The organism is Thermithiobacillus plumbiphilus, from assembly GCF_038070005.1.
Taxonomy (GTDB): Bacteria; Pseudomonadota; Gammaproteobacteria; order Acidithiobacillales; family Thermithiobacillaceae; genus JBBPCO01.
Map to the genome: position 1 here is coordinate 1 of NZ_JBBPCO010000019.1, position 21612 is coordinate 21612.

Sequence of the window (21612 nt, forward strand, 5' to 3'; positions counted from 1 at the left end):
GATGCCAAGCCCGCCGCTTCGTTGCGGATTTGTCACCGGTGATGGCGGGCGTTATGCCTTACTCACGAACTGAGGACGACCTCATTTTGTCATTCGTATCCGGGACGACCCGTACAACGATGAGGTGTCGCCATGAACTGGATCATTCTGATCCTTGCCGGGATTTTCGAAATCGGATGGGCCATAGGACTTAAATACACCGATGGCTTCACACGCCTCTGGCCAACTGTTGGCACAGTACTTGCGATGGTGATTAGCCTTGGGTTACTTGGCATTGCCATGAAGTCGCTGCCTGTTGGCACCGCATACGCTGTATGGGTTGGCGTCGGCGCTGTCGGCACGGCGATTCTTGGGATTGTGCTGTTTGGAGAGCCAGCGAATGCAGGGCGGCTACTGAGCCTCGCGTTCATCCTCGCAGGTATTATTGGCCTCAAATTGGCTACCCCGGCCTAACAATTCGTTCAAGCCGAAGCCGCTTCGCGGCTCGGCTTAATTCAGGTGTTATGAACCGAGAAGCCTAGTCATAGGGCGCATCCATGGGAAACATTGGTCGGCAATTATCACGCACCGAGGGAAGGGTTTTGCCCGCTTCAGCCTGGATGGCGCGCGAGACGCTAGGAAACTAGATTCCGTGGCCGGCCTTCCAGAAAGGCAAGGATATTCTCGGCAATCTGGTCAACCATGCGCTGGCGCGCTTCCTGGCTTGCCCAGGCAACGTGTGGCGTGACAATCAGGTTGGGGATGTCGGCCGCCAGCAGCGGGTTGCCGTGCACGGGTGGTTCCTGCGTAAGCACATCCACGCCGGCACCGCCAAGTCGTCCGGCCCGCAGGGCATCTGCCAGCGCTTGCTCTTCCACGATGCCGCCCCGCGCCGTGTTGATGAGCAGGGCGTCCGGTTTCATGCGCGCGAGTTCGTCCGCGCCAATCAGGTTTTTGGTGGCGTCGGTGAGCGGGCAATGCAGGCTCAGTACATCCACCATTGCAAGCAAGTCCAGGAGGATGACGCGGGGCCTTGTCTTGGGAGCCCTTGGGCTGGGAATGTTTGGTCTTTCTGTCATTCTGGAACGCTTGCCTCATCTTGGTCCGGATTCCATAAACTTGGCTTTTGGCCCTCGGCCCTGGTGATGGTGGGGCATTGGTCCGATTGCTGCTGTATGGGGCTCAGGCTAGTGTGCATCAGCACTGTTTTTTGTGAAGGGATTTGGGGTACACTCTAGCGCGAACGGAGAGGTACCGAAGCGGTCATAACGGCGCCGACTCGAAATCGGATGGGGGTTAACAGCCCCACGTGGGTTCGAATCCCACCCTCTCCGCCAGCTTTTCCGCAAGTTCCGTTGTCCTTGCGTACCAGGCACCTTCGTAGATATGGCTGCATTTCAAATAGACGAGGAGGTTAGCATGAGCAGAAGAACAAGTGCCAGTGTGCTCACGCGCTGGCTGGTTGTTGCTACAGCAGTGGGTTTGTTGGCGGGCTGCGGCAAGAAGGAAGAGCCTCAGGACACCTCCGCAACGGGGGCTACGACCGAAAGCCCCGCTACTACGGGTACTGCGCCTGATACGAGTACCGGCGCCGCAGGTACTGCCGGGGGCACAGGTGCCGATATGGGCACTGATGGTACTACGGGTGGTGCAACCGGCGCAGATATGACCGGTACCACGGGCGGCGCTACCGATGGCACCGGAGCAGGCGCTGCGGGCGGCACGACAGGTGGTGCCGGTGACACGACGGGCGGCGCTGCTGGAGCTGGTGCCGCGACTGGTGCTGGCGCTGGCGCCAGTGCTGGCGGCGCTACGCAGACGGCGTCCGCTGGCGGCGGTGATGCCGAGGCACTGATGAAGAGCTCTGATTGCTTCAGCTGCCATGCGGTGGACACCAAGATGGTTGGTCCTGCTTATGCTTGGGTGGCTCACAAGTACAAGGGCCAGAGTGGGGCTGACGAGAAGCTGGCGCAGAAGATCAAGCAGGGCGGTGCCGGTAACTGGAATGCGCTCACCGGTGGAGTGCCTATGCCGCCCCATCCGCAGCTGAGCGATGCCGACGCCAAGGCGATGGCGGATTGGGTGCTGAAGCAGAAGCCCATCGCGCCGCCAAAGGCCTGAGCCATAGAAACTCCCGGACCGCATGGCCGGGAGTTTTTGCTTTCTGTTGCTTTGCCCGGCATGTTGTTATGCCGGGCGTTCCAGCTCAGGCAGCTTCGGTAGGATAGGGGAGGTCCAGCACGACGAGTTCCGGGCCCCTTTCGCTCGCAAGTCGCAGGTCTTCCCCTGCATTATCAATACGCAGCACAGCCAGGCATTCATATTTCCCCTTGCCATTCGGCGCGCAAGCCACGAGCTGGCCAATGGCCTGGCCTTCCAGTGTGCTCCCATGGATGCTGGTGCCGGGATCGCTGCTGATCGGGCTGAGCAAGCGGTAGGTCCGGCTTTTCTGGCGTCCGAGATACTTGGTGCGTGCTACGATCTCTTGGCCCGGATAGCATCCCTTCTTGAAATTGATGCCTCCGAGCACCTCGAGATTCAGTTCCTGGGGAATGAATTTTTCCGTAGTATTCCGGCTTACAAGGCCGATACCAGCCCTGATCTGCAGCAGATTCCAGGGCAACTCGCCGCTCGGGCGGGCACCGGCCTGCACCAGTTTCCCCCAGATTTCCTGCGTTGCCTCAGGCTTGCCGATGACCAGCCTGGCCTGCACGCCAGCCCAGGGAAGCTGGGCTATGAGCATGTCCCCCGCATCCACGCTGGCCCAGTCTGTCGTGGGCAGGTCGGCCCTTGCGGTGGCCTTGGTGAGCAAGGATTGGGCGTCAGGTCCTGCCAGGCCGATGCGGACATATTCTGAAGAAAGATCCTCAATTTCGGCCTTGGCCATCAGCCGGAATTTTTTCAAGCGTTCGACGACGCCCGCGCTCAGATCGGCAGAGAGCAGCAGCCAGTAGGCATCCTGCCAGCGAAAAATGAAGAAATTGGCCAGCATGCGGCCCTTGGGGTTACTGTAACTGCTAAGCTGTCCCCGCTCGGGGGTGACGAGCCGGATGTCATTGGAAAACTGGCCCTGCAGAAATTTTTCTGCATCCGGGCCGGAAACCCTGATCAATCCATACTGGCTCAGATCACAGAGAATCTCCTGACCGGTGAGTACGGCTTCCAGTTCATGCTGGGGCTCGCCAAAATGCTGCACCAGCCCGTCAGGATCGAAACTGGCGCCCTGTGACGCCAGAAAGGTTTGCCATTTTGTGTGCATAAACTATCCTTCATGCCCATTTGAATGAACGAAATCGAATGACTGCTTCCGGAGAGCACGAGCTCAGTTTCCAGTTTTCTGTCGGCAAGCGCCAGTGCCTGCTGGCAGGCTTGCCTCAACTTCTCACGCTCCCCACACTGGTGCTGCCCGTCTGGTGGCCTTATTGGCCTGTGAGCATCTTTTTGGGGATCCTGCTGAGCTGGCAGCTATATCGGCAGATATCACCCATGGGCAAAACATGCCGGGGCCGGATCACTGACCTGGCTTGGGATGATCAAGGCGCATATCATATCCGCCTGGTGGACGGCCGGGCCCTGCATGCAGGCCTGCTACCCGGGGCCATCGCGCATCCTCGCCTGCTGGCGCTGCGCTTCCAGGGGAGCGACGGCCAGGTTTATCGCCTCATCCATCCAGTACCTGGTGCTTCGATCCCGCAGTTTGCGGCACTACGGCGTCAGCTGCTGCATCCACGCGGTAAAGACAGGGATCAGGCCAGTCCTTCTGCATGACGGTATCCTGCAGTATCGGGGCCTTTTCGGGGTAGTCCAGCGAATAATGCAAACCGCGGGACTCGTGACGGGCCTGGGCGGAGCGAATGATCAGTTCCGCAACCAGCACCAGGTTGCGCAATTCGATCAGGTCATTGCTCAACCGGAAGTGGCGATAATATTCCTCGATCTCGCCTTTGAGCAGTTCCACCCGTCGTCGGGCCCGCTCCAGGCGCTTGTTACTGCGCACGATGCCGACGTAATCCCACATGAACCGGCGGATTTCATCCCAGTTGTGGGAAACCACCACTTCTTCATCGGAGTCGGTCACCCGGCTCTCGTCCCAGTCGGGCACGGGCTGGAGCTCGATGGCCTGGAGCGCCGGCCAGGTCGCGCGGACGTGCTCCCGGATGTCCTGGGCATAAACGGCGCATTCCAGCAGGGAATTGCTGGCCAGGCGGTTGGCCCCGTGCAGGCCGGTATGGCTGACTTCGCCCGCGGCATAAAGACGGGGTAGATCGGTTCGCCCGTTCAGATCCACCATGACCCCGCCACAGGTGTAATGTGCGGCCGGCACCACCGGGATCGGTTCCCGGGTGATGTCGATCCCGAGCAACAGGCAGCGCTCGTAGATGTTGGGAAAATGGTTCTTGATGAACTCGGCCGGCCTGAAGGAAATGTCGAGCAGCACATGGTCATCGCCACGGCGCTTCATCTCCGCGTCGATGGCACGGGCGACGATGTCGCGGGGGGCCAGCTCCTCGCGCGGATCATAGCGGTGCATGAACGCCTCGCCATTGATCAGCCGCAATTTCCCGCCTTCGCCGCGCACCGCCTCGGTGATCAGGAATGACTTGGCCTGCGGGTGATAGAGACAGGTGGGATGGAACTGGATGAATTCCATGTTGGCCACCCGGCAACCGGCCCGGTAGGCCATGCTGATGCCGTCTCCAGTGGCGATGTCGGGATTGCTGGTGTAAAGATATACCTTGCCGGCCCCGCCGGTGGCCAGGACGGTGGCGCGGGCCAGGAAAGTCCGCACTTCCTGCCGGACCTTGTCATACACGTAGGCGCCCAGGCAGCCCGGATCGTTCAGCCCGAGCTTGCTGCCGTTGATCAGGTCCACGGCATTGTGCTGCTCGAAAATCCGGATGTTCGGATGCTGCCGGGCTTGCTTGGCCAGTGAGGTTTCAATGGCACGGCCGGTGGCGTCGGCGGCATGCAGCACGCGGCGCTGGCTGTGTCCACCCTCGCGGGTCAGGTGAAAAGGAAGCTTGTCCGGAAAGCTGTCACCGGCCTCCTGAGTAAAGAGCACGCCACGCTCGATCAGTTCCTGTACGACCTTCGGTCCCTGTGAAACCACATGCCGGACGACATCCTCATGGCAGAGTCCGGCTCCGGCATTCAGGGTGTCCCGTGTGTGGGCCTCGAAGCTGTCCGATTCCGCCATGACAGCGGCAATGCCGCCCTGGGCCCAGAGCGTTGCCGACCCGGTCAGCTCGCATTTAGCCAGCAGGGCCACGGTTCCCAGTTCCGCCAGGCCGAGAGCGGTCATCAAACCCGCCAGTCCGCTACCGATTACCAGAAAGTCACTGCGGTGGTGCTTCATCCATGCCATCCCGTTCCTGAGACTAGAGGCCCTTTCAGTACAAGCTTATTTTGCTACTATACCCGCTCCGGCATTGAAAAAGCATCCTTGCACAGGCGCAGCTCCGGGCCATCAGGCCGATTCGCACCATTTTTACCCATACTAGAATGTCACAGGCAGTCTCATCAGGAATCTGAAATGTCCGAACAGGAAAGCGACCGTCTGCTAGTCGAGCGCGTTCAGAAAGGGAACAAGCATGCTTTCGATGTGCTGGTACGCAAGTACCAGCACAAGGTGCTGTCCCTTGTCTCGCGTTATGTGCGGGATCCGGAGGAGGCGGAAGATGTTGCTCAGGAGGCATTCATCAAGGCCTATCGAGCCCTGAAAACCTTTCGGGGCGAGAGTGCTTTTTACACCTGGCTGTACCGCATTGCCGTAAACACTGCGAAGAACTATCTTGTTGCCCTGGGGCGTCGGCCACCCTCATCGGATTTTGAGACCGAAGATGCGGAACAATTGGAAGCTGCCGATGCACTAAGGGAGTATGACACACCGGAGGGCCTGGTGATGGAGCAGGAACTGGCGCAGCGCATCGGCCTTGCCCTGGACCATCTCCCTGCAGATCTGCGAACGGCAATCACCCTGCGTGAGTTCGAGGGGTTGAGCTATGAGGAGATTGCCGCGGCAATGGACTGCCCGATCGGAACGGTGCGATCAAGAATATTTCGAGCCAGAGAGGCCATCAGTCGGGAGTTGGAGCCATTGTTAGAACGAAAGGAAATCTAGGTATGCTGAACGACAAGGAAAAGATGTCCGCCTTCATGGATGGCGAACTGGGTATTGAAGATGCCAGCATCTTCATCGATCGACTCCTGAGCGATTCGGAGCTGAAAAAGGAGTGGTCGAGACTGCATACCGTCAGCCATCTCCTGAAATATTCACAAAGACCGGCCGCTCTCGGCTCCGAGGCTTTCGCCAGTCGTGTGTATAACCTCCTTGAACAGGAACCCACCGTTCTCGCGCCCAAGGGGCTCGAGCCACGTCACGCCCCCCTGCCGCTCTGGGGCAAGTTCGGCGCCGTGGCCATTGCCGCCAGTGTTGGCTTCGTCAGTTTCGTCATGCTCCAGCCTGGTAACCCTGCCGGCAGCGCCTTCGATAACGCGGTCTCATCCCCAGTGGCGAATTCCATGGAAACTCAGGATGATGTCAGTCCCGCTGCGATGGTGCCGGCCAGTGATAGGGGACGGCAATGGGCCCCTGTGGATCTGGCACCGGAGAGCAGCCTGGAGATGTACCTTGCCCGCCAGCGAGCGCAGGATCTGCGCATGGAGGAAGTGCGCAAGGCCTCTGAGCAGGCGCCCGTGGTCCAGAAAGTCGGGCGGGAGGTCGCTCACTGACAGTTGTGGTAATATGGGTGCATGACGCTGCATATACTAGAAGAAGCTGATGTGCTACGGGTGGACGGGGAGATCGCCTGGATTGATCCAGAGCGCCGGTCCACCTGTTCTGGCTGTTCCGCGAAAAATGGATGCGGTACAGGTACCCTAGCCGGGGTGCTTGGCAAGCGGCGCGTCGAAATGCGCGCCATAAACCATATTGGCGCGAAGCCTGGCGACCGGGTGGTCGTCGGGGTTGCCGGGGCCGCCCTGCTCCGGGGTTCCGTCGCTGTCTATGTGGTCCCCCTTCTACTGTTTTTCGCGCTGGCTCTCTTTGGCCAGCATATGGCCGCCAAGCTCCAGGCCTCGAGCCCGGAGCTCTGGACCATCCTCTCTGCCTTCTTCGGGCTATCGCTCGGCTTTCTCTGGGTTCGACTCTTCAGTAAACGCATCCGTGTCGATGCGCGATATCAGCCGGTATTGTTGCGCATCATCGGTGAAAAGGGCTTTGTTCCCATCCATCCTTTGCAGTAAAAAGGAGATGAGCGTCTGTCTGCCATCGAAAATGGAAGCGGGCGCCCGGCCTTGCGGAACCGGCGAGTGCCGGAGGGAGCTGACAGGGATGGTAACATCGCCATCGCTGCAGGAATTCGTCTGTTCTATCATCAAAAGGAGTTGAAATGGTGAAGCATCGAGCACAAAGGCTTTGGCCATGGTCCTGGGCATTGAGCATCATTTTCCTGCTGTCGGCTTTCAGGGCCGCTCATGCTGCGGATCTGCCCGATTTCACCAGCCTTGTGGAGCAAAATGGTCCCGCGGTGGTAAACATTAGCACCACCCAGACCATCAAGGCCCCGCAGGCGGGGCCGGGTATGCCGCAGGGCACGCCTTTTGATGATTTCTTCCGGCACTTCTTTGGCGACGTGCCCAATGCCATGCCCCGAGAATACAAGGCCCAGTCCCTGGGTTCGGGCTTCATCATCAGCCATGACGGCTATGTCGTTACCAACGCCCACGTCATCCAGAATGCCGACAAGGTCGATGTGCGTCTGACCGACCGGCGCCAGTTCGAGGCAAAGGTGATCGGCAAGGATGAGCGCACTGACATCGCGCTCTTGAAGATCCCCGGTAACAACCTGCCCGTGGTGCGCATTGGTGATCCCGAGAAGGTCAAGGTCGGGGCCTGGGTGGCGGCCATCGGCGCACCCTTCGGGTTTGAAAACAGCGTGACCTCCGGCATCGTTGGCGCCAAGGGCAGGAGCATCCCCAACGAGAGCTATGTGCCCTTCATCCAGACGGATGTGGCCATCAATCCCGGTAACTCCGGCGGACCGCTGTTCAACATGGATGGCGAGGTGATCGGGGTCAACTCGATGATTTACAGCCGCACCGGCGGCTTCATGGGCCTGTCCTTTTCCATTCCCATCGACATCGCCATGCGGGTGGTCAATGAACTGCGCACTACCGGCAAGGTCAGTCACGGCTGGCTGGGTGTCATGGTGCAGGACATCACCGAGCCGCTGGCGCGTTCCTTCAACCTGCCGAACGCCCGTGGCGCCCTGGTCGGCGACGTGATGCCCGACAGCCCGGCCGCCAAGGCGGGGATTCGCCGCGGTGACGTAATCGTTTCCTTCGCCGGGCGCGACATCAATGTTTCCGGTGACCTGCCGCCTCTGGTTGGCATGGCGCCTGTGGGCAAGCCGGTTCAGGCCCGTTTGTTGCGTAATGGCCAGACCCTCGACGTCAATGTGGTGATCGAGGAGATGCCGAAGAAGCCGGGTGAGATGGCTTCCAGTGCGCAGGAATCCGACCGGCTGGGGGTGCGGGTCGATACCCTGACTGCCGAGCAGAAGCGCAAGCTGAAGGTTTCCGGAGGCCTGCTGGTGACGGCGGTCGCCCCGGGACCCGCAGCGGATGCCGGCATCCGCCCGGGTGATGTCATCGTGCAGCTTGCGCGCCAGCCGGTCGGGGATGTGGCGCAGTTTCAGCGGCTTGTGGCCGGATTGCCCAGGGGACAGCCGATTCCCGTCCTCGTCAATCGAGGCGGTGGCAGCCTCTATCTGGCCCTGCAGCTGGACAAATAGGGATGGGCGGTCCGGCTTCCATGACCGCATCGGGGCCGGACCTGCGATTGCTGGGGCGTCCCGGTTGCCATCTCTGTGATGACATGATTGCCGTCCTGCGCCCTTTTCTCAACGCCGGGCGGTTTACCCTGACACTGGTCGATGTCGATAGTGACCCCGCGCTGGCGGCGCGTTACGGTCTCCTGATTCCGGTATTGCTCGACGGCGATCTGGAAATCGCGCATTACACCCTGAGCCCGGAAGTTCTGGAGGCCTATCTTCATCAGGCCGGGCAGGCCTGATCCAGGAGTGGTCATGTTAAATCAGCATGTGTTTTGCTAGGATAGGCCGCAAACAGGCTGGCGGCGGGACCGTCACAGGCCGTCCAGGGCTCATCAGGAAAAGGGGGCGTTGCGGCTCCCTTTTTCAGTTTCCTTGGCCATTCCCCCGTAATGGCCATTTGCGTGGATCATGACTGACACGAACAGAATTCGGAATTTCTCCATTATCGCCCACATCGACCATGGCAAATCCACCCTTGCGGATCAGTTCATCCGCTTGTGCGGGGGCTTGAGCGATCGCGAGATGAGCAATCAGGTGCTCGATTCCATGGACATCGAGCGTGAGCGTGGCATCACCATCAAGGCCCAGAGCGTGCGTCTCAACTACAAGGCTGCCGATGGCCAGATCTACACGCTGAACCTGATCGATACCCCGGGACATGTCGATTTCTCCTATGAGGTGAGCCGCTCGCTGGCGGCCTGCGAAGGCGCTCTGCTGGTGGTGGATGCCTCGCAGGGTGTGGAAGCGCAGAGTGTGGCCAACTGTTACACAGCGCTCGAAAACAATCTCGAGATCCTGCCGGTCCTGAACAAGATCGATCTGCCCGCGGCGGATCCCGAACGGGTCAAGACGGAAATCGGCGAGATCATCGGCCTGGATGCCAGTGACGCCGTGCTGGCGAGCGCCAAGGAAGGTATTGGCATCCCGGAAATCCTCGAGCGCATCGTCGAGCGCGTGCCCGCGCCGGGTGGAGATGCCGCTGCCCCGCTGCAGGCCCTGATCATCGATTCCTGGTTCGACAACTACGTCGGTACGGTGGTGCTGGTGCGCGTTTTCAACGGCACCCTGCGTGCCGGCCAGAAGATCCTGACCATGGCCGGCAAGCGCCAGTACACCGTCGAAAAGGTCGGCGTCTTCACGCCCAAGCCCCTGGTGGTGGACGCCCTGGAGGCCGGGGCGGTGGGCTTTGTCATTGCCGGCATCAAGACCGTGGACGGCGCCAAGGTTGGCGATACCCTCACCGAGGTGCATCGTCCTGCCAGCGAGGCGCTGCCGGGTTTCAAGGAGGCCAAGCCGCAGGTCTTCGCCGGGCTCTATCCGGTGGATTCCTCGGAATACGACACCATGCGCGATGCGCTCGACAAGCTCCGGCTCAACGATGCCTCGCTGCATTACGAGCCGGAAACCTCGCAGGCACTGGGTTTTGGTTTTCGCTGCGGCTTTCTGGGCATGCTGCACATGGAGATCGTGCAGGAACGTCTGGAGCGTGAATACAATATCGACCTGATCACCACCGCGCCGACCGTGGTGTATCAGGTGGAAACCACGGATGGCAATGTGATCGAGGTCGAGAACCCGGCCAATCTGCCGCCGCAGCAGAACATCGCCGAGATGCGTGAGCCAATCATCGAGGCAAACATCCTGGTGCCGGAGAAGTATCTCGGGGCCGTGATCGGGCTCTGCGAGGAAAAACGCGGCGTTCAGAAAAACCTGCAGTTCATGGGTGGGCAGACCATGCTCAGCTATGAGTTGCCCCTCAATGAGGTGGTGCTGGACTTCTTTGATCGCCTGAAATCAGTCAGTCGGGGTTACGCCTCGCTCGATTACGAACTCAAGCGCTTTCAGACATCCAGCCTCGTCAAGCTGGATGTGCTGATCAACGGCGACAAGGTGGATGCGCTCTCGCTCATCGTCCATCGCGATCAGGCCCAGTACCGCGGCCGGGAACTGGCGTCCAGGCTGCGCGAACTGATCCCGCGGCAGATGTATGACGTTGCCATTCAGGCTGCCATCGGGTCCCAGATCGTCGCCCGCGAAACCGTCAAGGCCCTGCGCAAGAACGTGACGGCGAAATGCTACGGCGGCGACATCAGCCGCAAGCGCAAACTGCTCGAAAAGCAGAAGGAAGGCAAAAAGCGCATGAAACAGGTTGGTAGCGTCGAAATACCGCAGGAAGCCTTTCTCGCCATCCTGAAGGTCGAAAAATAATATCGTTCCAGCAGAACACGCAATGACAATCGAGGGATGACTATGGATTTTAGCCTGCTGATGTTGATCCTGCTGCTGGTGACGGCTGTGGTCTGGTTGCTGGACAGGGTGTTCTTCAGGCGACGCCGGCCCGCGCATGCCCAGGAGCCCTGGCCGGTGGAGTGGTCCCGCAGTTTCTTTCCGGTGATCCTGGTGGTCTTTCTGATCCGCTCCTTCGTGGTGGAGCCTTTCAAGATTCCTTCCGGTTCCATGATCCCCACCTTGCTGGTCGGTGATTTCCTGCTGGTGAACAAGTTCGTGTATGGCCTGCGCCTGCCGGTCATCAACACGCGGCTGACACAGGGCAGCCCCCTGGAACGTGGTGACGTCATCGTGTTTCGCTATCCCGAAGATCCAAGCAAGGACTACATCAAGCGGGTGGTGGGCCTGCCCGGTGATACGGTCGCCTATGCCAACAAACAGATCATCATCAATGGCAAGCCGGTATCCACGGAACTGCTCGGCGATTTCAGCTATATTACAGAACAGGGCTACATACTCGATACCCAGAAATATCGGGAGCAGCTTGGCAGGCATCGGCATGACATTCTGGTGATTCCGGAGAGCGGGATGCAGGACATGGAGCCCGTCACTGTACCGCCGGGGCGCTATTTCGTGATGGGCGACAACCGGGACAACAGCAATGACAGCCGATTCTGGGGCTTCGTGCCCGATGACAATATCGTGGGAAAGGCGATGCTGATCTGGTGGTCCTGGGACAGCCTGGAGACCCGGGTTCGCTGGCAGCGCCTGGGGGAGGCAATTCCTTGATGAATGCAACAAATGGCCGGGAGCATGGAACGACACTGGTGGGGCTGCTCGCCTGGGGTGTCGTGCTGGTCGCTTTTACGGTCCTGGCCGCGAAAATACTGCCTGTCTACTATGAATACTGGTCCGTGGTCAATGCTGTGAAGGCCCAGGCACAGAGCACGGATGCCCGGGCCAGCGAACGGGATGTGCGCGAGGCATTGCTAAAGCGCCTTGAGGTGGCCGATGTGACCCATGTAGAAAGCGATGACATCCAGATCGAGCGAGACTCGGGGAACAATCCGCGCATCAGGGTGGCCTATGAGAGAAGGGTACATCTATTTGGCAACATGAGTGGCTGTTTCGATTTTACGACGCAGTCCCAAGGCATGCAGGTTGAATGAACGTGAGCCTTGCCTCCCTACAAACCACGCTGGGCTATGAGTTTCGCGACCCGGCCCTGTTGCGCCAGGCCCTGACCCACCGCAGTTCCCATGCCTTCAACAATGAGCGCCTGGAATTTCTGGGCGATGGTGTTCTCAACTTTACTGTCGCGGACATGCTTTATCGCCGCTATGGCCAGGCCCCGGAGGGAGATCTGTCACGGATGCGGGCCAGGCTGGTGCGCGAGGAAACCCTGGCCGAGATTGCCCAGCGTCTGGATCTCGGCAGTGAGCTGATTCTCGGCATCGGCGAGCAACGCAGTGGTGGCTTTCGCCGTGCATCCATTCTGGCCGATGCCCTGGAGGCCGTATTGGGAGCCATCTATCTGGATGCAGGGTTCGAGGCCGTGCACGTCGTCATTCGCCGCCTGTTTGGCGACTTCCTGTCGGATGAGCTGGTCCGCGAGCAACTGAAAGACCCCAAGACCCGCTTGCAGGAATTCCTGCAGGGGCGCGGCAAGGCCCTGCCGCGTTATGAGCTCGTGCTGGAGAAAGGCGAGGCGCATAATAAATCCTTCGTGGCGCGATGCCATGTTGAGGGACAACAATACCAAGACGCGGAGGCCGGTAGCCGCCGCAAGGCCGAGCAGGCTGCCGCCGCGTTGATGCTGGAGCAACTGACCAGGGTGGAGAGCTAATGGATGCTGACTTCAAGAGTGGTTACATCGTCCTGGTCGGCCGGCCGAATGTTGGCAAATCGACCCTGCTCAATCACCTGGTCGGACAGAAGGTCAGTATCACCTCCCGGCGTCCGCAGACCACCCGCAATCGCATTCTGGGCATCAGGACCCGAGCCGATGCCCAGTTGCTCTTCGTCGATACGCCGGGCATCCATGACCCGAAAAATCCCCTCAATCGATACATGATGCGCATGGCCCAGGGGGCCCTGGGTGCCGTGGATGTGGCCGTACTTGTGGTGGAGGCCGGCACCTTTCGCGAGGACGACGCCCGGGCCCTGGACCTGCTGCGGCCGCTGGGTAAACCGGTGATCCTGGTGGTCAACAAGGTGGACACGCTCAAGAACAAGTCGCGTCTGCTGCCTTTCCTGCAGGCCATGGGAGAGCGCCACCCCTTTGCCGAGGTGGTGCCCATGAGCGCCCGCGCGCCCGCTGATGTCAAGGCCCTGGAGGATCTTCTGGTGAAATACCTGCCCCAGGGCGAGCCCTTCTACGGCGAGGATGAGATCACCGACAGGTCGATGCGCTTCATGGCCGCCGAGCTCATCCGCGAGCAGGTGTTTCGCAGCGTCGGCCAGGAATTGCCCTATGCCAGCGCGGTCGGCATCGATGAATTCAAGGAGGAGGGGCGGCTCACCCGCATCCAGGCGACCATCTATGTCGAACGGCCGGGTCAAAAGGCCATCCTGATCGGCGCGGGTGGCGAGCGGCTCAAGCAGATTGGCCAGGCCGCCCGTCTGGAACTGGAAAAGCTCCTCGGGACCAAGGTGTTTCTGGGGCTGTGGGTCAAGGTCAAGACCGGCTGGGCGACGGACGCCAATGTGCTGCACAGCATCGGTTATGACAGGAACGATGGATGAGCACGCCGGCGGCCGTGGAGGCCTATGTCCTGCACCGCTACCCCTATCAGGAAAGCAGTCTGGTTGTTGAATTGTTTACCCTCGCCGAGGGCCGGGTGGGAGCCGTGGCGCGGGGGGCCCGCCGTCCCAAGAGTCAGTTTGCGCGGCTGCAGCCCTGGCAACCTTATCTGGTGAGCTGGCGTGGGCGCGGGGACCTGGCCACCCTGACTGGCGCGGAGGATTCCGGGCCGCTGGCCCAGTTCAAGGGCATCGCAGTTGCCTGTGGATTCTATCTCAATGAGCTGCTGATCCGCCTCTTGCAGCGCTGGGATCCGCATCCGGGACTGTATGCGGCCTATCAGGGGGCGCTCGCGGCACTTGCGGCGGGCGAGGCGCCGGACTGGGTACTGCGGCGCTTTGAATTTCGACTGTTGCAGGAAATCGGATTTGGCTTTGATCTGTCGGGCTGCATTCAATGTGGGCGTCCGCTGCTGGCCGATGCTTCACCCTGGCTCTATCTGCCGGAGCAGGGCCTGATTTGCGCTGAACATGGCGGGGAAGGCCAGCCCACCTGTCGTGGCTCGGCGCTACGGGCGCTGGAAGGCGGCGCGGAAATGCCACCAGCCAGTGACAAACGCGTCATCAGGCAATGGCTGCAGGGAGCGCTGGCCACCCAGCTCGGGGGAAAGCCCTTGCAAAGCCAGGCCTTGCTACAGGTCTACCGGCGCCCCGGCCGGCTTTCCGGCGGCGGGCAGGAGAATGTTCTGGGGGAGGACTCCGATGATTAAGCTGGGCGTCAACATCGATCATATCGCCACCCTGCGCCAGGCGCGTGGCACGCGTTTTCCGGATCCGGTGCAGGCGGCATTCGAGGCCGAGCAGGGAGGGGCCGACAGTATCACCCTGCATCTGCGCGAGGATCGCCGGCACATCCAGGAGCGCGACCTTGAGATCATCAGCCGGACCATCCAGACCCGGATCAACCTCGAAATGGCCGTGACGGATGAGATGCTGGCGATTGCCGCCCGGCTGCGCCCGTCGGACTGCTGCCTGGTGCCGGAGAAGCGACAGGAGTTGACGACCGAGGGCGGACTCGATGTGGCCGGCCAGCTCGAACGCGTCAAGGCGGCCTGCGTCCGCCTGGCCCAGGCCGGTGTACGGGTGTCGCTGTTCGTTGATCCTGATCCTTTCCAGATCGAGGCTGCCGCCGAGGCCGGCGCCCCGGCCATCGAAATCCACACGGGTCGCTATGCCGATGCCGAAAGTGCTGGGTCCCGTGATGCCGAGGCTGCACAGATCCGCAATGCCGCCAGCCTGGCGCACTCGATGGGGCTGCACGTCCACGCCGGGCATGGATTGCACTATCACAACGTCCAGGCCATTGCAGCAATCCCCGCCATCGAGGAGCTGAATATCGGTCATGCCATCATAGCCCGGGCAGTATTCACGGGACTGCGCCAGGCGGTAGCCGAGATGAAGGCCTTGATGCGGGAGGCTGCCGCGGCTTGATAGTCGGCATCGGCACCGATCTGGTCGAGATCGCGCGTATCCGCAAGGCGCATGATCGCTTCGGCGGGCGTCTGGCGGGGCGCCTGCTCGGGCCCCTGGAGCTGGAGGGCTTTGCCGCTTGTGCCGATTCTGCTGCGTTTCTGGCCAGGCGTTTTGCTGCCAAGGAGGCTGCGGCCAAGGCGCTGGGCACCGGTTTCCAGCAGGGTCTGTCCTGGACTGACATTCAGGTTTGTCACAGCGCGCTTGGCCAGCCGCAGCTTTGCTGGTCAGGGCGGGCCCTGGACAGATTCCAGGGACTGGGAGCGGGCGTGCAGGCGCATATCAGTATTGCCGATGAGCGGGATTATGCGCTGGCCTTTGTCGTGCTGGAGCGGGCTTCATGATGTCGGATCGCTTTCTGGCGCTTGCTTTTGAATGATGGATGGAATGGATGAGCAAGATGGGTGCGAATAACAAGGAGGGTGCAAGTGCGCCCATCCTCGTCACGGGAGCGGCGGGTTTCATTGGCTATCATCTGAGCTTACGCCTGCTGGGGGCGGGGCGGCAGGTGGTCGGGATCGACAATCTCAACGACTACTATGACGTCAGCCTGAAGCGGGCGAGGCTGGCGCAGTTGCAGGCGCATCCCGGTTTCAGCTTCGAACAGCTGGATCTGGCGGATCGGGCGGGCATGGCGCGGCTCTTTGCGAGTCATGGCTTCGATGTGGTGGTGAATCTCGCCGCCCAGGCGGGCGTTCGCTATTCAATCGAAAACCCCGCAGCTTACATCGACAGCAATCTTGTTGGTTTTGGCAATGTGCTGGAGGGTTGTCGCCAGAGCCAAGTAAGGCATCTGGTGTTTGCGTCCTCGAGCTCGGTGTATGGTGCCAACACCAAGGTGCCCTTTTCCGTGCACGACAATGTCGATCATCCGGTGTCGCTGTATGCCGCGAGCAAGAAGGCCAATGAACTGATGGCGCACAGTTACAGCCATCTCTTTGGTCTGCCGGTTACCGGGCTGCGCTTTTTTACCGTCTATGGTCCCTGGGGCCGACCGGACATGGCCTACTTCAGCTTCACGCAAAAGATCCTCGCCGGTCAGCCCATTCCGGTGTTCAACAACGGCCAGATGCAGCGCGACTTCACCTACATCGATGACATCGTCGAGGGTGTCGTGCGGGTGATGGACCAAACACCTTCGGGTAGTCCCGCCTGGTCTGGCGAGCATCCCGATCCGGCCAGCAGCTATGCGCCCTACCGGATCTACAATATCGGCAACAATCAGCCCGTCCCTTTGCTGGAGATGATCGAACTGCTGGAAAAGGCACTCGGGCGCAAGGCCGAAATGCAGATGCTGCCCATGCAGGCCGGGGATGTGAAGGCCACCTATGCCGATATCGATGATCTCAGGACCGCCGTGGGCTTCCAGCCCCGCACCGATCTTGCCGAAGGCCTGCGCCGTTTCGTCGACTGGTACCGCGCTTTCTATCCGGCCTGAACGAGTCATTGCGACATGAAGCCCCAAACCCCCTCGATTGCAGAAACCGCCCGGCAAACCTTTCTGCAACTCGCGGCTTTGCGTCTGCCGCCCACGCCTGAAAATTACGCCCGTATCTTTGCAGAAATCAGTGGCCAGCAACCCGCGGCAGCACCAGCACAGACCGCCCTTGAAATGGCCCTCGGAACGCTGGCGGCTGAAAGACAGGAGCTGCAATCGCTTTGCAGCGCGATGCTCGCGGACCTGCAGGCGGGTCGCTGGGACGCGGCGCTGGCACCCATGCTCAGTGGTCTGCGCTGGGCGACCGGCGGAACACCGGCATTGGCGGCAATCTGTCGCCGGCTCGTGAGCGAGTGGGAGCGGCGCCAGCAGGGGCTTTCCTATCTGCAAAAACAGGAGGCGCTGGACTTCACCCTGACCAGATATGGTGATGAGCCCGCCCGGCTTGCCCTGCACTTGAATGCCCTGCTGGACAGGTGGGAGGGGCTGCCGGAGAAGGGACGGTCCAGGGCCGATACGGTTTCGGACGCCAATTCGCCGGAACCGGATCCGTTAAGGTCGCCCGCACCTGCCAGCATGCGCCAGGAGGTGGAGTTCTCAGGGCCGGTCTGGCGCCAGATTCTGGTGCAGGCGATGCAATACGGCGTCATTCCCAGACTGGCGCATCTTCCTGCTCTGCAGGCCGCCGCCGAGGCGCTGCAGGCGCGGATTGAGGGCGCGCATACGCAGGAAGAACTCCGGCAACTGGCACTTGAATTTCGGCGCTTCTGGATCGAGCTTGAGCTGCGTCATGGCGAAGAACTGCAACTGCAGCAGGGATTGCTGCGGCTCCTGCAGCTTTTCACGGAAAACGTGGCCGATCTCCTGACCGAGGACGTCTGGCTCAACACCCAGCTTCAGGACATGCGGACCCTCTTTGCCGAGCCGCTGGAAGCCGCAACGCTTTTGCAGGCGGAAGAGCGTCTCAGGGAAATCATCTACAAGCAGGGTGTGCTGAAACAGGGCATGCTCGAAGCCCGGGAAGCACTGAAATCCATGGCCGGTCTGGTGATTTCCAGCATCGAGCAGATTTCCACGGCAACCGGTGCCTATTCGCAGAAGGTGCGGGCGCACGCGGATGATCTCCAGCACGCCGAGAATCTCGACCAGATCAATCGCATCCTCAAGGATCTCCTGCAGGACAGCGCCGGGATCGAGGCCGAGAGCCGTCGTCTGCACCAGGATCTGCTCTCGGCACGCGACCGGCTGCAGCAGGCCGAGCAACGCATCTACAGCCTGGAATCCGAACTGGAGCAGGTGAATCATTTGCTCCAGGAGGACCCGCTGACCGGGGCCCTCAACCGGCGTGGGCTGCAGATCGTCTTCGAGCGGGAGATGGGCCGCGCGCTGCGCCAGGGGAGCACCCTGAGTGTCGCGGTGCTGGACATCGATCACTTCAAGCGGATCAATGACCACTATGGTCATGAATTCGGGGACCGAATGCTGCAGCATCTGGTACAGGTACTCAGGGAACAGTTGCGTCCGGCGGACAGTCTCGCCCGTGTCGGTGGAGAGGAGTTCGTGTTGCTGCTCCCGGACACCCCGTCCAATAGCGTTTCCCATGTCCTGACCCGGCTGCAGTCCGTTCTGGCGCAACGACCGATCATGCACGCCGGCACTGAACTGTCGATTCGGTTCAGTGCGGGTATCAGTGCCTGGACAGCCGGCGAGCCTCTCAAGGACACCCTCAGGCGGGCCGATGCTGCCATGTACGAGGCCAAGCGGGCCGGTCGCAATCGGGTGGTTTTCAGAGCTCTTGCCGCGGGTGGCACTTGAAAAGCTCTGGCCCCATCCCCAGATTAGAGGGTGGGAGAAACCCACACTTCTCAGTTTCTGATTCGACAAGGAGGTTTTTTATGGCTACCTTGACACAACGTCCTTCCGGCGGCCGTGCGGTTGCCCGTCCACAGGATCCGTTCGATCAGCTTTTCGAGAGCATTATGCCTGCCTTCTTCCGGCCGGTGCGCATGAATGAACTGGCGGCGGAGGGTCTTGGGACGAAACCCAGCATCGATATCGTCGACCGCGAAAATGAAATTCTTGTCAGGGCCGAGGTTCCCGGCGTGAAAAAGGAAGACCTGAGCATCGAGGTGCAGGGCAACCAACTGTTCCTGAGTGGCAAGCACGAGGATGAGGCCGAGCAGGAGCAAGGCAATTACCTGTACCGCGAGCGGCGTTTTGGCAGCTTTACCCGCTCGATCCAGCTGCCCGAGGAAGTGGATAGCGAGAAGGTGAAGGCGTCCTGCCACGATGGCATCCTGGAGATCACGCTGCCCAAGGCCGAGACGGCCAAGCGCAAGAAAATATCGGTGCAGTAGAATCAGGGCTCGCCCCGCTCAAAACCCGGCCTCGGCCGGGTTTTTTGTGGCCCTTGCAAAGCGAAAGGCTTCCTTATATTGTTATCAGATTATTCAGGGTGGCCCTCAAGCGGTTCCACTATATACTCGTTTCACCTAGCTCGTGCATCATTCTAAGGAGATATCAATGGCTGACAAGCTGCTCATGATGATGGTCAACACCGATCCTTCCAACCCGCAGGAACTGGGCGCGCCCTTCTTCCAGGCCACGGTCGCTGCTGCCATGGACTATGAAGTCGAGGTCATTCTGACCGCCCGCGCCGGCGAGCTGGCCAAGAAGGGTGTGGCCGAGAAACTGTTCGTGATGCCGGGCAGCCCCAAGAGCGTCTACGACTTCATCAAGGATGCCCATGAAGCCGGTGTGAAGTTCTATGCCTGCACCCCGACGCTCGAGCTCTGGGACGCCACCAAGGCCGACCTCATTCCCGAGATCGAGGACGTGGTGGGCGGCGCCTACGTGATCGAGCAGGCCATGGACGAAAACGTCGTCACCTTCACCTACTAAGTCACGCCTGCCCTTTGATGGATAAATCAACGCTGCCGGGCCCGGTCTCCATCCTGCACGACCCGGCAGCCGTTGAGGCTGCCATCCGGCAAATGGCGAATCGGCTCAACGTCGATCTTGCCGCTCTCCAGCCAGCCGAACCTGCCATTGCGCTTTGCGTGATGACCGGCGGCATCGTCCTGACCGGGCAGCTTCTGCCTCTGCTCGACTTTCCCCTTGAACTCGATTATGTCCACGCAACCCGCTATGGCGATGCCACTGTGGGTGGTCAGCTACGCTGGATTGCCAGACCTAAGCGCAGCCTGCAAGGGCGTGTGGTCATCCTGCTCGACGATATCCTCGATGAGGGCGTGACCCTGCAGCAGATCCAGGCCTACTGCCGGGAGCAGGGCGCCAGTCAGGTGCTTACCGCCGTGCTGGTGAACAAGCTGCGCGAGGGCAAGTGCGATGTGAAGGCGGAATATGTCGGGCTGGACGTGCCGGATCTCTATGTTTTCGGCTATGGCATGGACTGTAGCGGGCTCTGGCGCAATGCGCCGGGCATCTACGCGCTTCACGAATCTTCAACCGAGGTCGACGCATGAGTCTGATTGGCATCATTGGCGGCAGCGGTCTGACCAAACTCAAGAATCTCGAAATCCTGCGCCGCCAGATCGTGCGCACCCCCTATGGCGAGCCTTCGGGTCCGCTAACCTTTGGCCGGCTCGGGCAGACGGAGGTGGTGTTTCTGGCGCGTCATGGCTATGGCCACACCATTCCGCCGCATCAGGTTAATTACCAAGCCAATATTTGGGCCCTGCACCATGTGGGCGTGCGGCAGGTGATTGCCGTGGCTGCCGTGGGAGGCATTGCCGAAACGATGCAGTCGGGCGTGCTGGCCTGCCCGGACCAGTTGATTGATTACACGCATAGTCGCCATCACACCTTTTTTGAAGGTGGCGATAAGCAGGTCATTCACATCGATTTCACCTATCCTTACTGTGATCGCCTGCGCCAGGATTATGACCGCGCGGCTCATGGCAGTAAGGAATCCGTGCTGATGTCCGGTGTCTATGCCGCGACTCAAGGCCCGCGCCTGGAAACGGCCGCCGAGATTCGCCGGATCGAACGGGATGGCGGAGATATCGTCGGCATGACCGGCTCGCCGGAAGCCCAGCTCGCCCGTGAACTCGGGCTGTGCTACGCCCCGATTTGCCTGGTGGTCAATCCCGCTGCCGGCAAATCCGAAGGGGTGATCAGCCTCGAAAGCATCGAGGCAGTCATGGCCGAGGGCATGAATCGGGTGCGTCATCTACTTGAAGCGATCGTGCCGCTGAGCAGCCAGCACGAAGGTGTTTGCAGCTTCTGTGCACCGCAGGCGACGCAATCCATGTCCAGTCCGGCAGAAACCGGTCCGGTGGACTCCATGGCGCGCGGCAACGCCGGGGTGCCAAGTTAGATTTTTATCCTGGGACTCTATGGAATGGACCCAGGCTGCCTTTGATGCCTTTACAATTCCTTTGTTGCGCACTCAGCTGCCCCTCTCTCAAAGCCGCAGTTCCATCAGCCTAAACTTCGCCTCGCCTGATTAGGCAGCGCTTCTGCTTTCCACCACGCACTGGCACAGATAACTCCTGTTCCCTGGCTCACTTACACCAATTGTACAGCCGTTACTAGAGAAATCCCTTTCTCTATGGCTACCGCACGGTCCTTCCCGCCATCCGGTGTCCCACTGGGCAGCAATCTGATCTCCAATGGTGTATCAACCTTCAACCGATATCATCCTGAACCCTGATCTACAACCGGCATCCCGGATGAGAGAAGGGCAAAGGCTAAAAAATTGGGAATATTTTCCGGACTTTCCGACACTACTATAAAAGAGCTGGTGTATGAGTCCTTGACCTACACCCTGTCTAGCTCCGGTCTGTTTCTGCTGAGGAGCAGAGATACTCTCCCCGGAAAAAGGCATGCATCTAA

At 60.4% G+C, this 21612-nt stretch carries 24 protein-coding genes and 1 tRNA gene; 22 read left to right on the forward strand and 3 right to left on the reverse strand.

From position 1 onward, the window contains the following. Window positions 1–132: 132 nt before the first annotated feature. On the forward strand, window positions 133–453 hold the full coding sequence (gene sugE, locus WOB96_RS14125) for a quaternary ammonium compound efflux SMR transporter SugE (RefSeq protein WP_341371948.1): 321 nt from the start codon (window positions 133–135) through the stop codon (window positions 451–453). Between the two features lie 161 nt (window positions 454–614). On the opposite strand, the gene WOB96_RS14130 is transcribed toward sugE, so the two are convergent. After that, window positions 615–1058: an NAD(P)-dependent oxidoreductase gene (locus WOB96_RS14130; protein WP_341371949.1), complete on the reverse strand. Its 444-nt coding sequence runs from the start codon at window positions 1056–1058 to the stop codon at window positions 615–617. 166 nt (window positions 1059–1224) lie between these two features. Here WOB96_RS14130 and WOB96_RS14135 point away from each other — a divergent pair. Both WOB96_RS14135 and WOB96_RS14140 read left to right on the forward strand, forming a co-directional pair. Then, window positions 1225–1316 (forward strand) — tRNA-Ser (locus WOB96_RS14135). A gap of 82 nt (window positions 1317–1398) precedes the next feature. Continuing rightward, window positions 1399–2100 carry a c-type cytochrome gene (locus WOB96_RS14140; RefSeq protein WP_341371950.1) on the forward strand — a complete coding sequence of 234 codons (702 nt, stop codon included), beginning with the start codon at window positions 1399–1401 and terminating at the stop codon, window positions 2098–2100. An 85-nt stretch (window positions 2101–2185) separates the two neighbouring features. Here WOB96_RS14140 and ygfZ read toward each other — a convergent pair whose 3' ends face one another. Both ygfZ and nadB read right to left on the reverse strand, forming a co-directional pair. Beyond that, a complete protein-coding gene (gene ygfZ / locus WOB96_RS14145; protein WP_341371951.1) occupies window positions 2186–3238 on the reverse strand; it encodes a CAF17-like 4Fe-4S cluster assembly/insertion protein YgfZ in 1053 nt (350 codons plus the stop codon). 402 nt (window positions 3239–3640) lie between these two features. Continuing rightward, window positions 3641–5335 carry an L-aspartate oxidase gene (nadB, locus tag WOB96_RS14150; RefSeq protein ID WP_341371952.1) on the reverse strand — a complete coding sequence of 565 codons (1695 nt, stop codon included), beginning with the start codon at window positions 5333–5335 and terminating at the stop codon, window positions 3641–3643. Window positions 5336–5512: 177 nt separating this feature from the next. On the opposite strand from nadB, the gene rpoE reads away from it, so the two are divergent. From rpoE to WOB96_RS14245, 19 genes are all read left to right on the forward strand, one after another. Further along, window positions 5513–6100 carry an RNA polymerase sigma factor RpoE gene (gene rpoE, locus WOB96_RS14155; RefSeq protein WP_341371953.1) on the forward strand — a complete coding sequence of 196 codons (588 nt, stop codon included), beginning with the start codon at window positions 5513–5515 and terminating at the stop codon, window positions 6098–6100. Window positions 6101–6102: 2 nt separating this feature from the next. Then, entirely contained in the window at window positions 6103–6711 is a 609-nt protein-coding gene (locus WOB96_RS14160; protein WP_341371954.1) for a sigma-E factor negative regulatory protein, read from the forward strand. A 21-nt stretch (window positions 6712–6732) separates the two neighbouring features. Further along, the gene (locus WOB96_RS14165; RefSeq protein WP_341371955.1) at window positions 6733–7224 is read left to right on the forward strand and encodes a SoxR reducing system RseC family protein; all 492 of its coding nucleotides are present in this window, start codon (window positions 6733–6735) and stop codon (window positions 7222–7224) included. 146 nt (window positions 7225–7370) lie between these two features. Next, the gene (locus WOB96_RS14170) at window positions 7371–8774 is read left to right on the forward strand and encodes a DegQ family serine endoprotease (RefSeq protein ID WP_423229754.1); all 1404 of its coding nucleotides are present in this window, start codon (window positions 7371–7373) and stop codon (window positions 8772–8774) included. A 20-nt stretch (window positions 8775–8794) separates the two neighbouring features. Continuing rightward, window positions 8795–9055, forward strand: coding sequence for a glutaredoxin family protein (locus WOB96_RS14175; protein ID WP_341371957.1), 261 nt, complete (start codon window positions 8795–8797; stop codon window positions 9053–9055). Window positions 9056–9224: 169 nt separating this feature from the next. Next, window positions 9225–11024 (forward strand): translation elongation factor 4, encoded by a 1800-nt coding sequence (lepA, locus tag WOB96_RS14180; protein ID WP_341371958.1) that lies wholly within the window; start codon window positions 9225–9227, stop codon window positions 11022–11024. A 36-nt stretch (window positions 11025–11060) separates the two neighbouring features. Further along, on the forward strand, window positions 11061–11834 hold the full coding sequence (gene lepB / locus WOB96_RS14185; RefSeq protein WP_341371959.1) for a signal peptidase I: 774 nt from the start codon (window positions 11061–11063) through the stop codon (window positions 11832–11834). Continuing rightward, entirely contained in the window at window positions 11834–12214 is a 381-nt protein-coding gene (locus WOB96_RS14190) for a DUF4845 domain-containing protein (protein WP_341371960.1), read from the forward strand. The genes lepB and WOB96_RS14190 overlap by 1 nt, the downstream gene beginning before the upstream one ends. 2 nt (window positions 12215–12216) lie before the next feature. Then, window positions 12217–12891 carry a ribonuclease III gene (gene rnc, locus WOB96_RS14195; protein ID WP_423229755.1) on the forward strand — a complete coding sequence of 225 codons (675 nt, stop codon included), beginning with the start codon at window positions 12217–12219 and terminating at the stop codon, window positions 12889–12891. Then, window positions 12891–13790: a GTPase Era gene (era, locus tag WOB96_RS14200; RefSeq protein WP_341371962.1), complete on the forward strand. Its 900-nt coding sequence runs from the start codon at window positions 12891–12893 to the stop codon at window positions 13788–13790. Before rnc ends, era begins: the two co-directional genes overlap by 1 nt. After that, entirely contained in the window at window positions 13787–14557 is a 771-nt protein-coding gene (gene recO, locus WOB96_RS14205; RefSeq protein WP_341371963.1) for a DNA repair protein RecO, read from the forward strand. Before era ends, recO begins: the two co-directional genes overlap by 4 nt. Beyond that, a complete protein-coding gene (pdxJ, locus tag WOB96_RS14210) occupies window positions 14550–15278 on the forward strand; it encodes a pyridoxine 5'-phosphate synthase (protein WP_341371964.1) in 729 nt (242 codons plus the stop codon). The genes recO and pdxJ overlap by 8 nt, the downstream gene beginning before the upstream one ends. Next, window positions 15275–15661: a holo-ACP synthase gene (acpS, locus tag WOB96_RS14215; protein WP_341371965.1), complete on the forward strand. Its 387-nt coding sequence runs from the start codon at window positions 15275–15277 to the stop codon at window positions 15659–15661. The genes pdxJ and acpS overlap by 4 nt, the downstream gene beginning before the upstream one ends. Window positions 15662–15708: 47 nt before the next feature. After that, window positions 15709–16755, forward strand: a complete 1047-nt coding sequence (locus WOB96_RS14220; protein WP_341371966.1) for an NAD-dependent epimerase — start codon at window positions 15709–15711, stop codon at window positions 16753–16755. A gap of 15 nt (window positions 16756–16770) precedes the next feature. Then, window positions 16771–18570: a GGDEF domain-containing protein gene (locus WOB96_RS14225; protein ID WP_341371967.1), complete on the forward strand. Its 1800-nt coding sequence runs from the start codon at window positions 16771–16773 to the stop codon at window positions 18568–18570. Window positions 18571–18650: 80 nt separating this feature from the next. Then, window positions 18651–19112 carry an Hsp20/alpha crystallin family protein gene (locus WOB96_RS14230; protein ID WP_341371968.1) on the forward strand — a complete coding sequence of 154 codons (462 nt, stop codon included), beginning with the start codon at window positions 18651–18653 and terminating at the stop codon, window positions 19110–19112. A 166-nt stretch (window positions 19113–19278) separates the two neighbouring features. Next, window positions 19279–19656 (forward strand): DsrE family protein, encoded by a 378-nt coding sequence (locus WOB96_RS14235; protein WP_341371969.1) that lies wholly within the window; start codon window positions 19279–19281, stop codon window positions 19654–19656. A 17-nt stretch (window positions 19657–19673) separates the two neighbouring features. Beyond that, window positions 19674–20240, forward strand: coding sequence for a hypoxanthine-guanine phosphoribosyltransferase (locus WOB96_RS14240; RefSeq protein WP_341371970.1), 567 nt, complete (start codon window positions 19674–19676; stop codon window positions 20238–20240). Continuing rightward, on the forward strand, window positions 20237–21094 hold the full coding sequence (locus WOB96_RS14245) for an S-methyl-5'-thioinosine phosphorylase (RefSeq protein ID WP_341371971.1): 858 nt from the start codon (window positions 20237–20239) through the stop codon (window positions 21092–21094). Before WOB96_RS14240 ends, WOB96_RS14245 begins: the two co-directional genes overlap by 4 nt. Window positions 21095–21612 lie beyond the last annotated feature (518 nt).

Bases quoted from the DNA above. Each gene is read 5' to 3' on its own strand.
- sugE (WP_341371948.1), top strand. From the start codon at position 133: ATGAACTGGATCATTCTGATCCTTGCCGGGATTTTCGAAATCGGATGG.
- WOB96_RS14130 (WP_341371949.1), bottom strand. From the start codon at position 1,058: ATGACAGAAAGACCAAACATTCCCAGCCCAAGGGCTCCCAAGACAAGG.
- WOB96_RS14140 (WP_341371950.1), top strand. From the start codon at position 1,399: ATGAGCAGAAGAACAAGTGCCAGTGTGCTCACGCGCTGGCTGGTTGTT.
- ygfZ (WP_341371951.1), bottom strand. From the start codon at position 3,238: ATGCACACAAAATGGCAAACCTTTCTGGCGTCACAGGGCGCCAGTTTC.
- nadB (WP_341371952.1), bottom strand. From the start codon at position 5,335: ATGAAGCACCACCGCAGTGACTTTCTGGTAATCGGTAGCGGACTGGCG.
- rpoE (WP_341371953.1), top strand. From the start codon at position 5,513: ATGTCCGAACAGGAAAGCGACCGTCTGCTAGTCGAGCGCGTTCAGAAA.
- WOB96_RS14160 (WP_341371954.1), top strand. From the start codon at position 6,103: ATGCTGAACGACAAGGAAAAGATGTCCGCCTTCATGGATGGCGAACTG.
- WOB96_RS14165 (WP_341371955.1), top strand. From the start codon at position 6,733: ATGACGCTGCATATACTAGAAGAAGCTGATGTGCTACGGGTGGACGGG.
- WOB96_RS14170 (WP_423229754.1), top strand. From the start codon at position 7,371: ATGGTGAAGCATCGAGCACAAAGGCTTTGGCCATGGTCCTGGGCATTG.
- WOB96_RS14175 (WP_341371957.1), top strand. From the start codon at position 8,795: ATGACCGCATCGGGGCCGGACCTGCGATTGCTGGGGCGTCCCGGTTGC.
- lepA (WP_341371958.1), top strand. From the start codon at position 9,225: ATGACTGACACGAACAGAATTCGGAATTTCTCCATTATCGCCCACATC.
- lepB (WP_341371959.1), top strand. From the start codon at position 11,061: ATGACTATGGATTTTAGCCTGCTGATGTTGATCCTGCTGCTGGTGACG.
- WOB96_RS14190 (WP_341371960.1), top strand. From the start codon at position 11,834: ATGAATGCAACAAATGGCCGGGAGCATGGAACGACACTGGTGGGGCTG.
- era (WP_341371962.1), top strand. From the start codon at position 12,891: ATGGATGCTGACTTCAAGAGTGGTTACATCGTCCTGGTCGGCCGGCCG.
- recO (WP_341371963.1), top strand. From the start codon at position 13,787: ATGAGCACGCCGGCGGCCGTGGAGGCCTATGTCCTGCACCGCTACCCC.
- pdxJ (WP_341371964.1), top strand. From the start codon at position 14,550: ATGATTAAGCTGGGCGTCAACATCGATCATATCGCCACCCTGCGCCAG.
- WOB96_RS14220 (WP_341371966.1), top strand. From the start codon at position 15,709: ATGAGCAAGATGGGTGCGAATAACAAGGAGGGTGCAAGTGCGCCCATC.
- WOB96_RS14225 (WP_341371967.1), top strand. From the start codon at position 16,771: ATGAAGCCCCAAACCCCCTCGATTGCAGAAACCGCCCGGCAAACCTTT.
- WOB96_RS14230 (WP_341371968.1), top strand. From the start codon at position 18,651: ATGGCTACCTTGACACAACGTCCTTCCGGCGGCCGTGCGGTTGCCCGT.
- WOB96_RS14235 (WP_341371969.1), top strand. From the start codon at position 19,279: ATGGCTGACAAGCTGCTCATGATGATGGTCAACACCGATCCTTCCAAC.
- WOB96_RS14240 (WP_341371970.1), top strand. From the start codon at position 19,674: ATGGATAAATCAACGCTGCCGGGCCCGGTCTCCATCCTGCACGACCCG.
- WOB96_RS14245 (WP_341371971.1), top strand. From the start codon at position 20,237: ATGAGTCTGATTGGCATCATTGGCGGCAGCGGTCTGACCAAACTCAAG.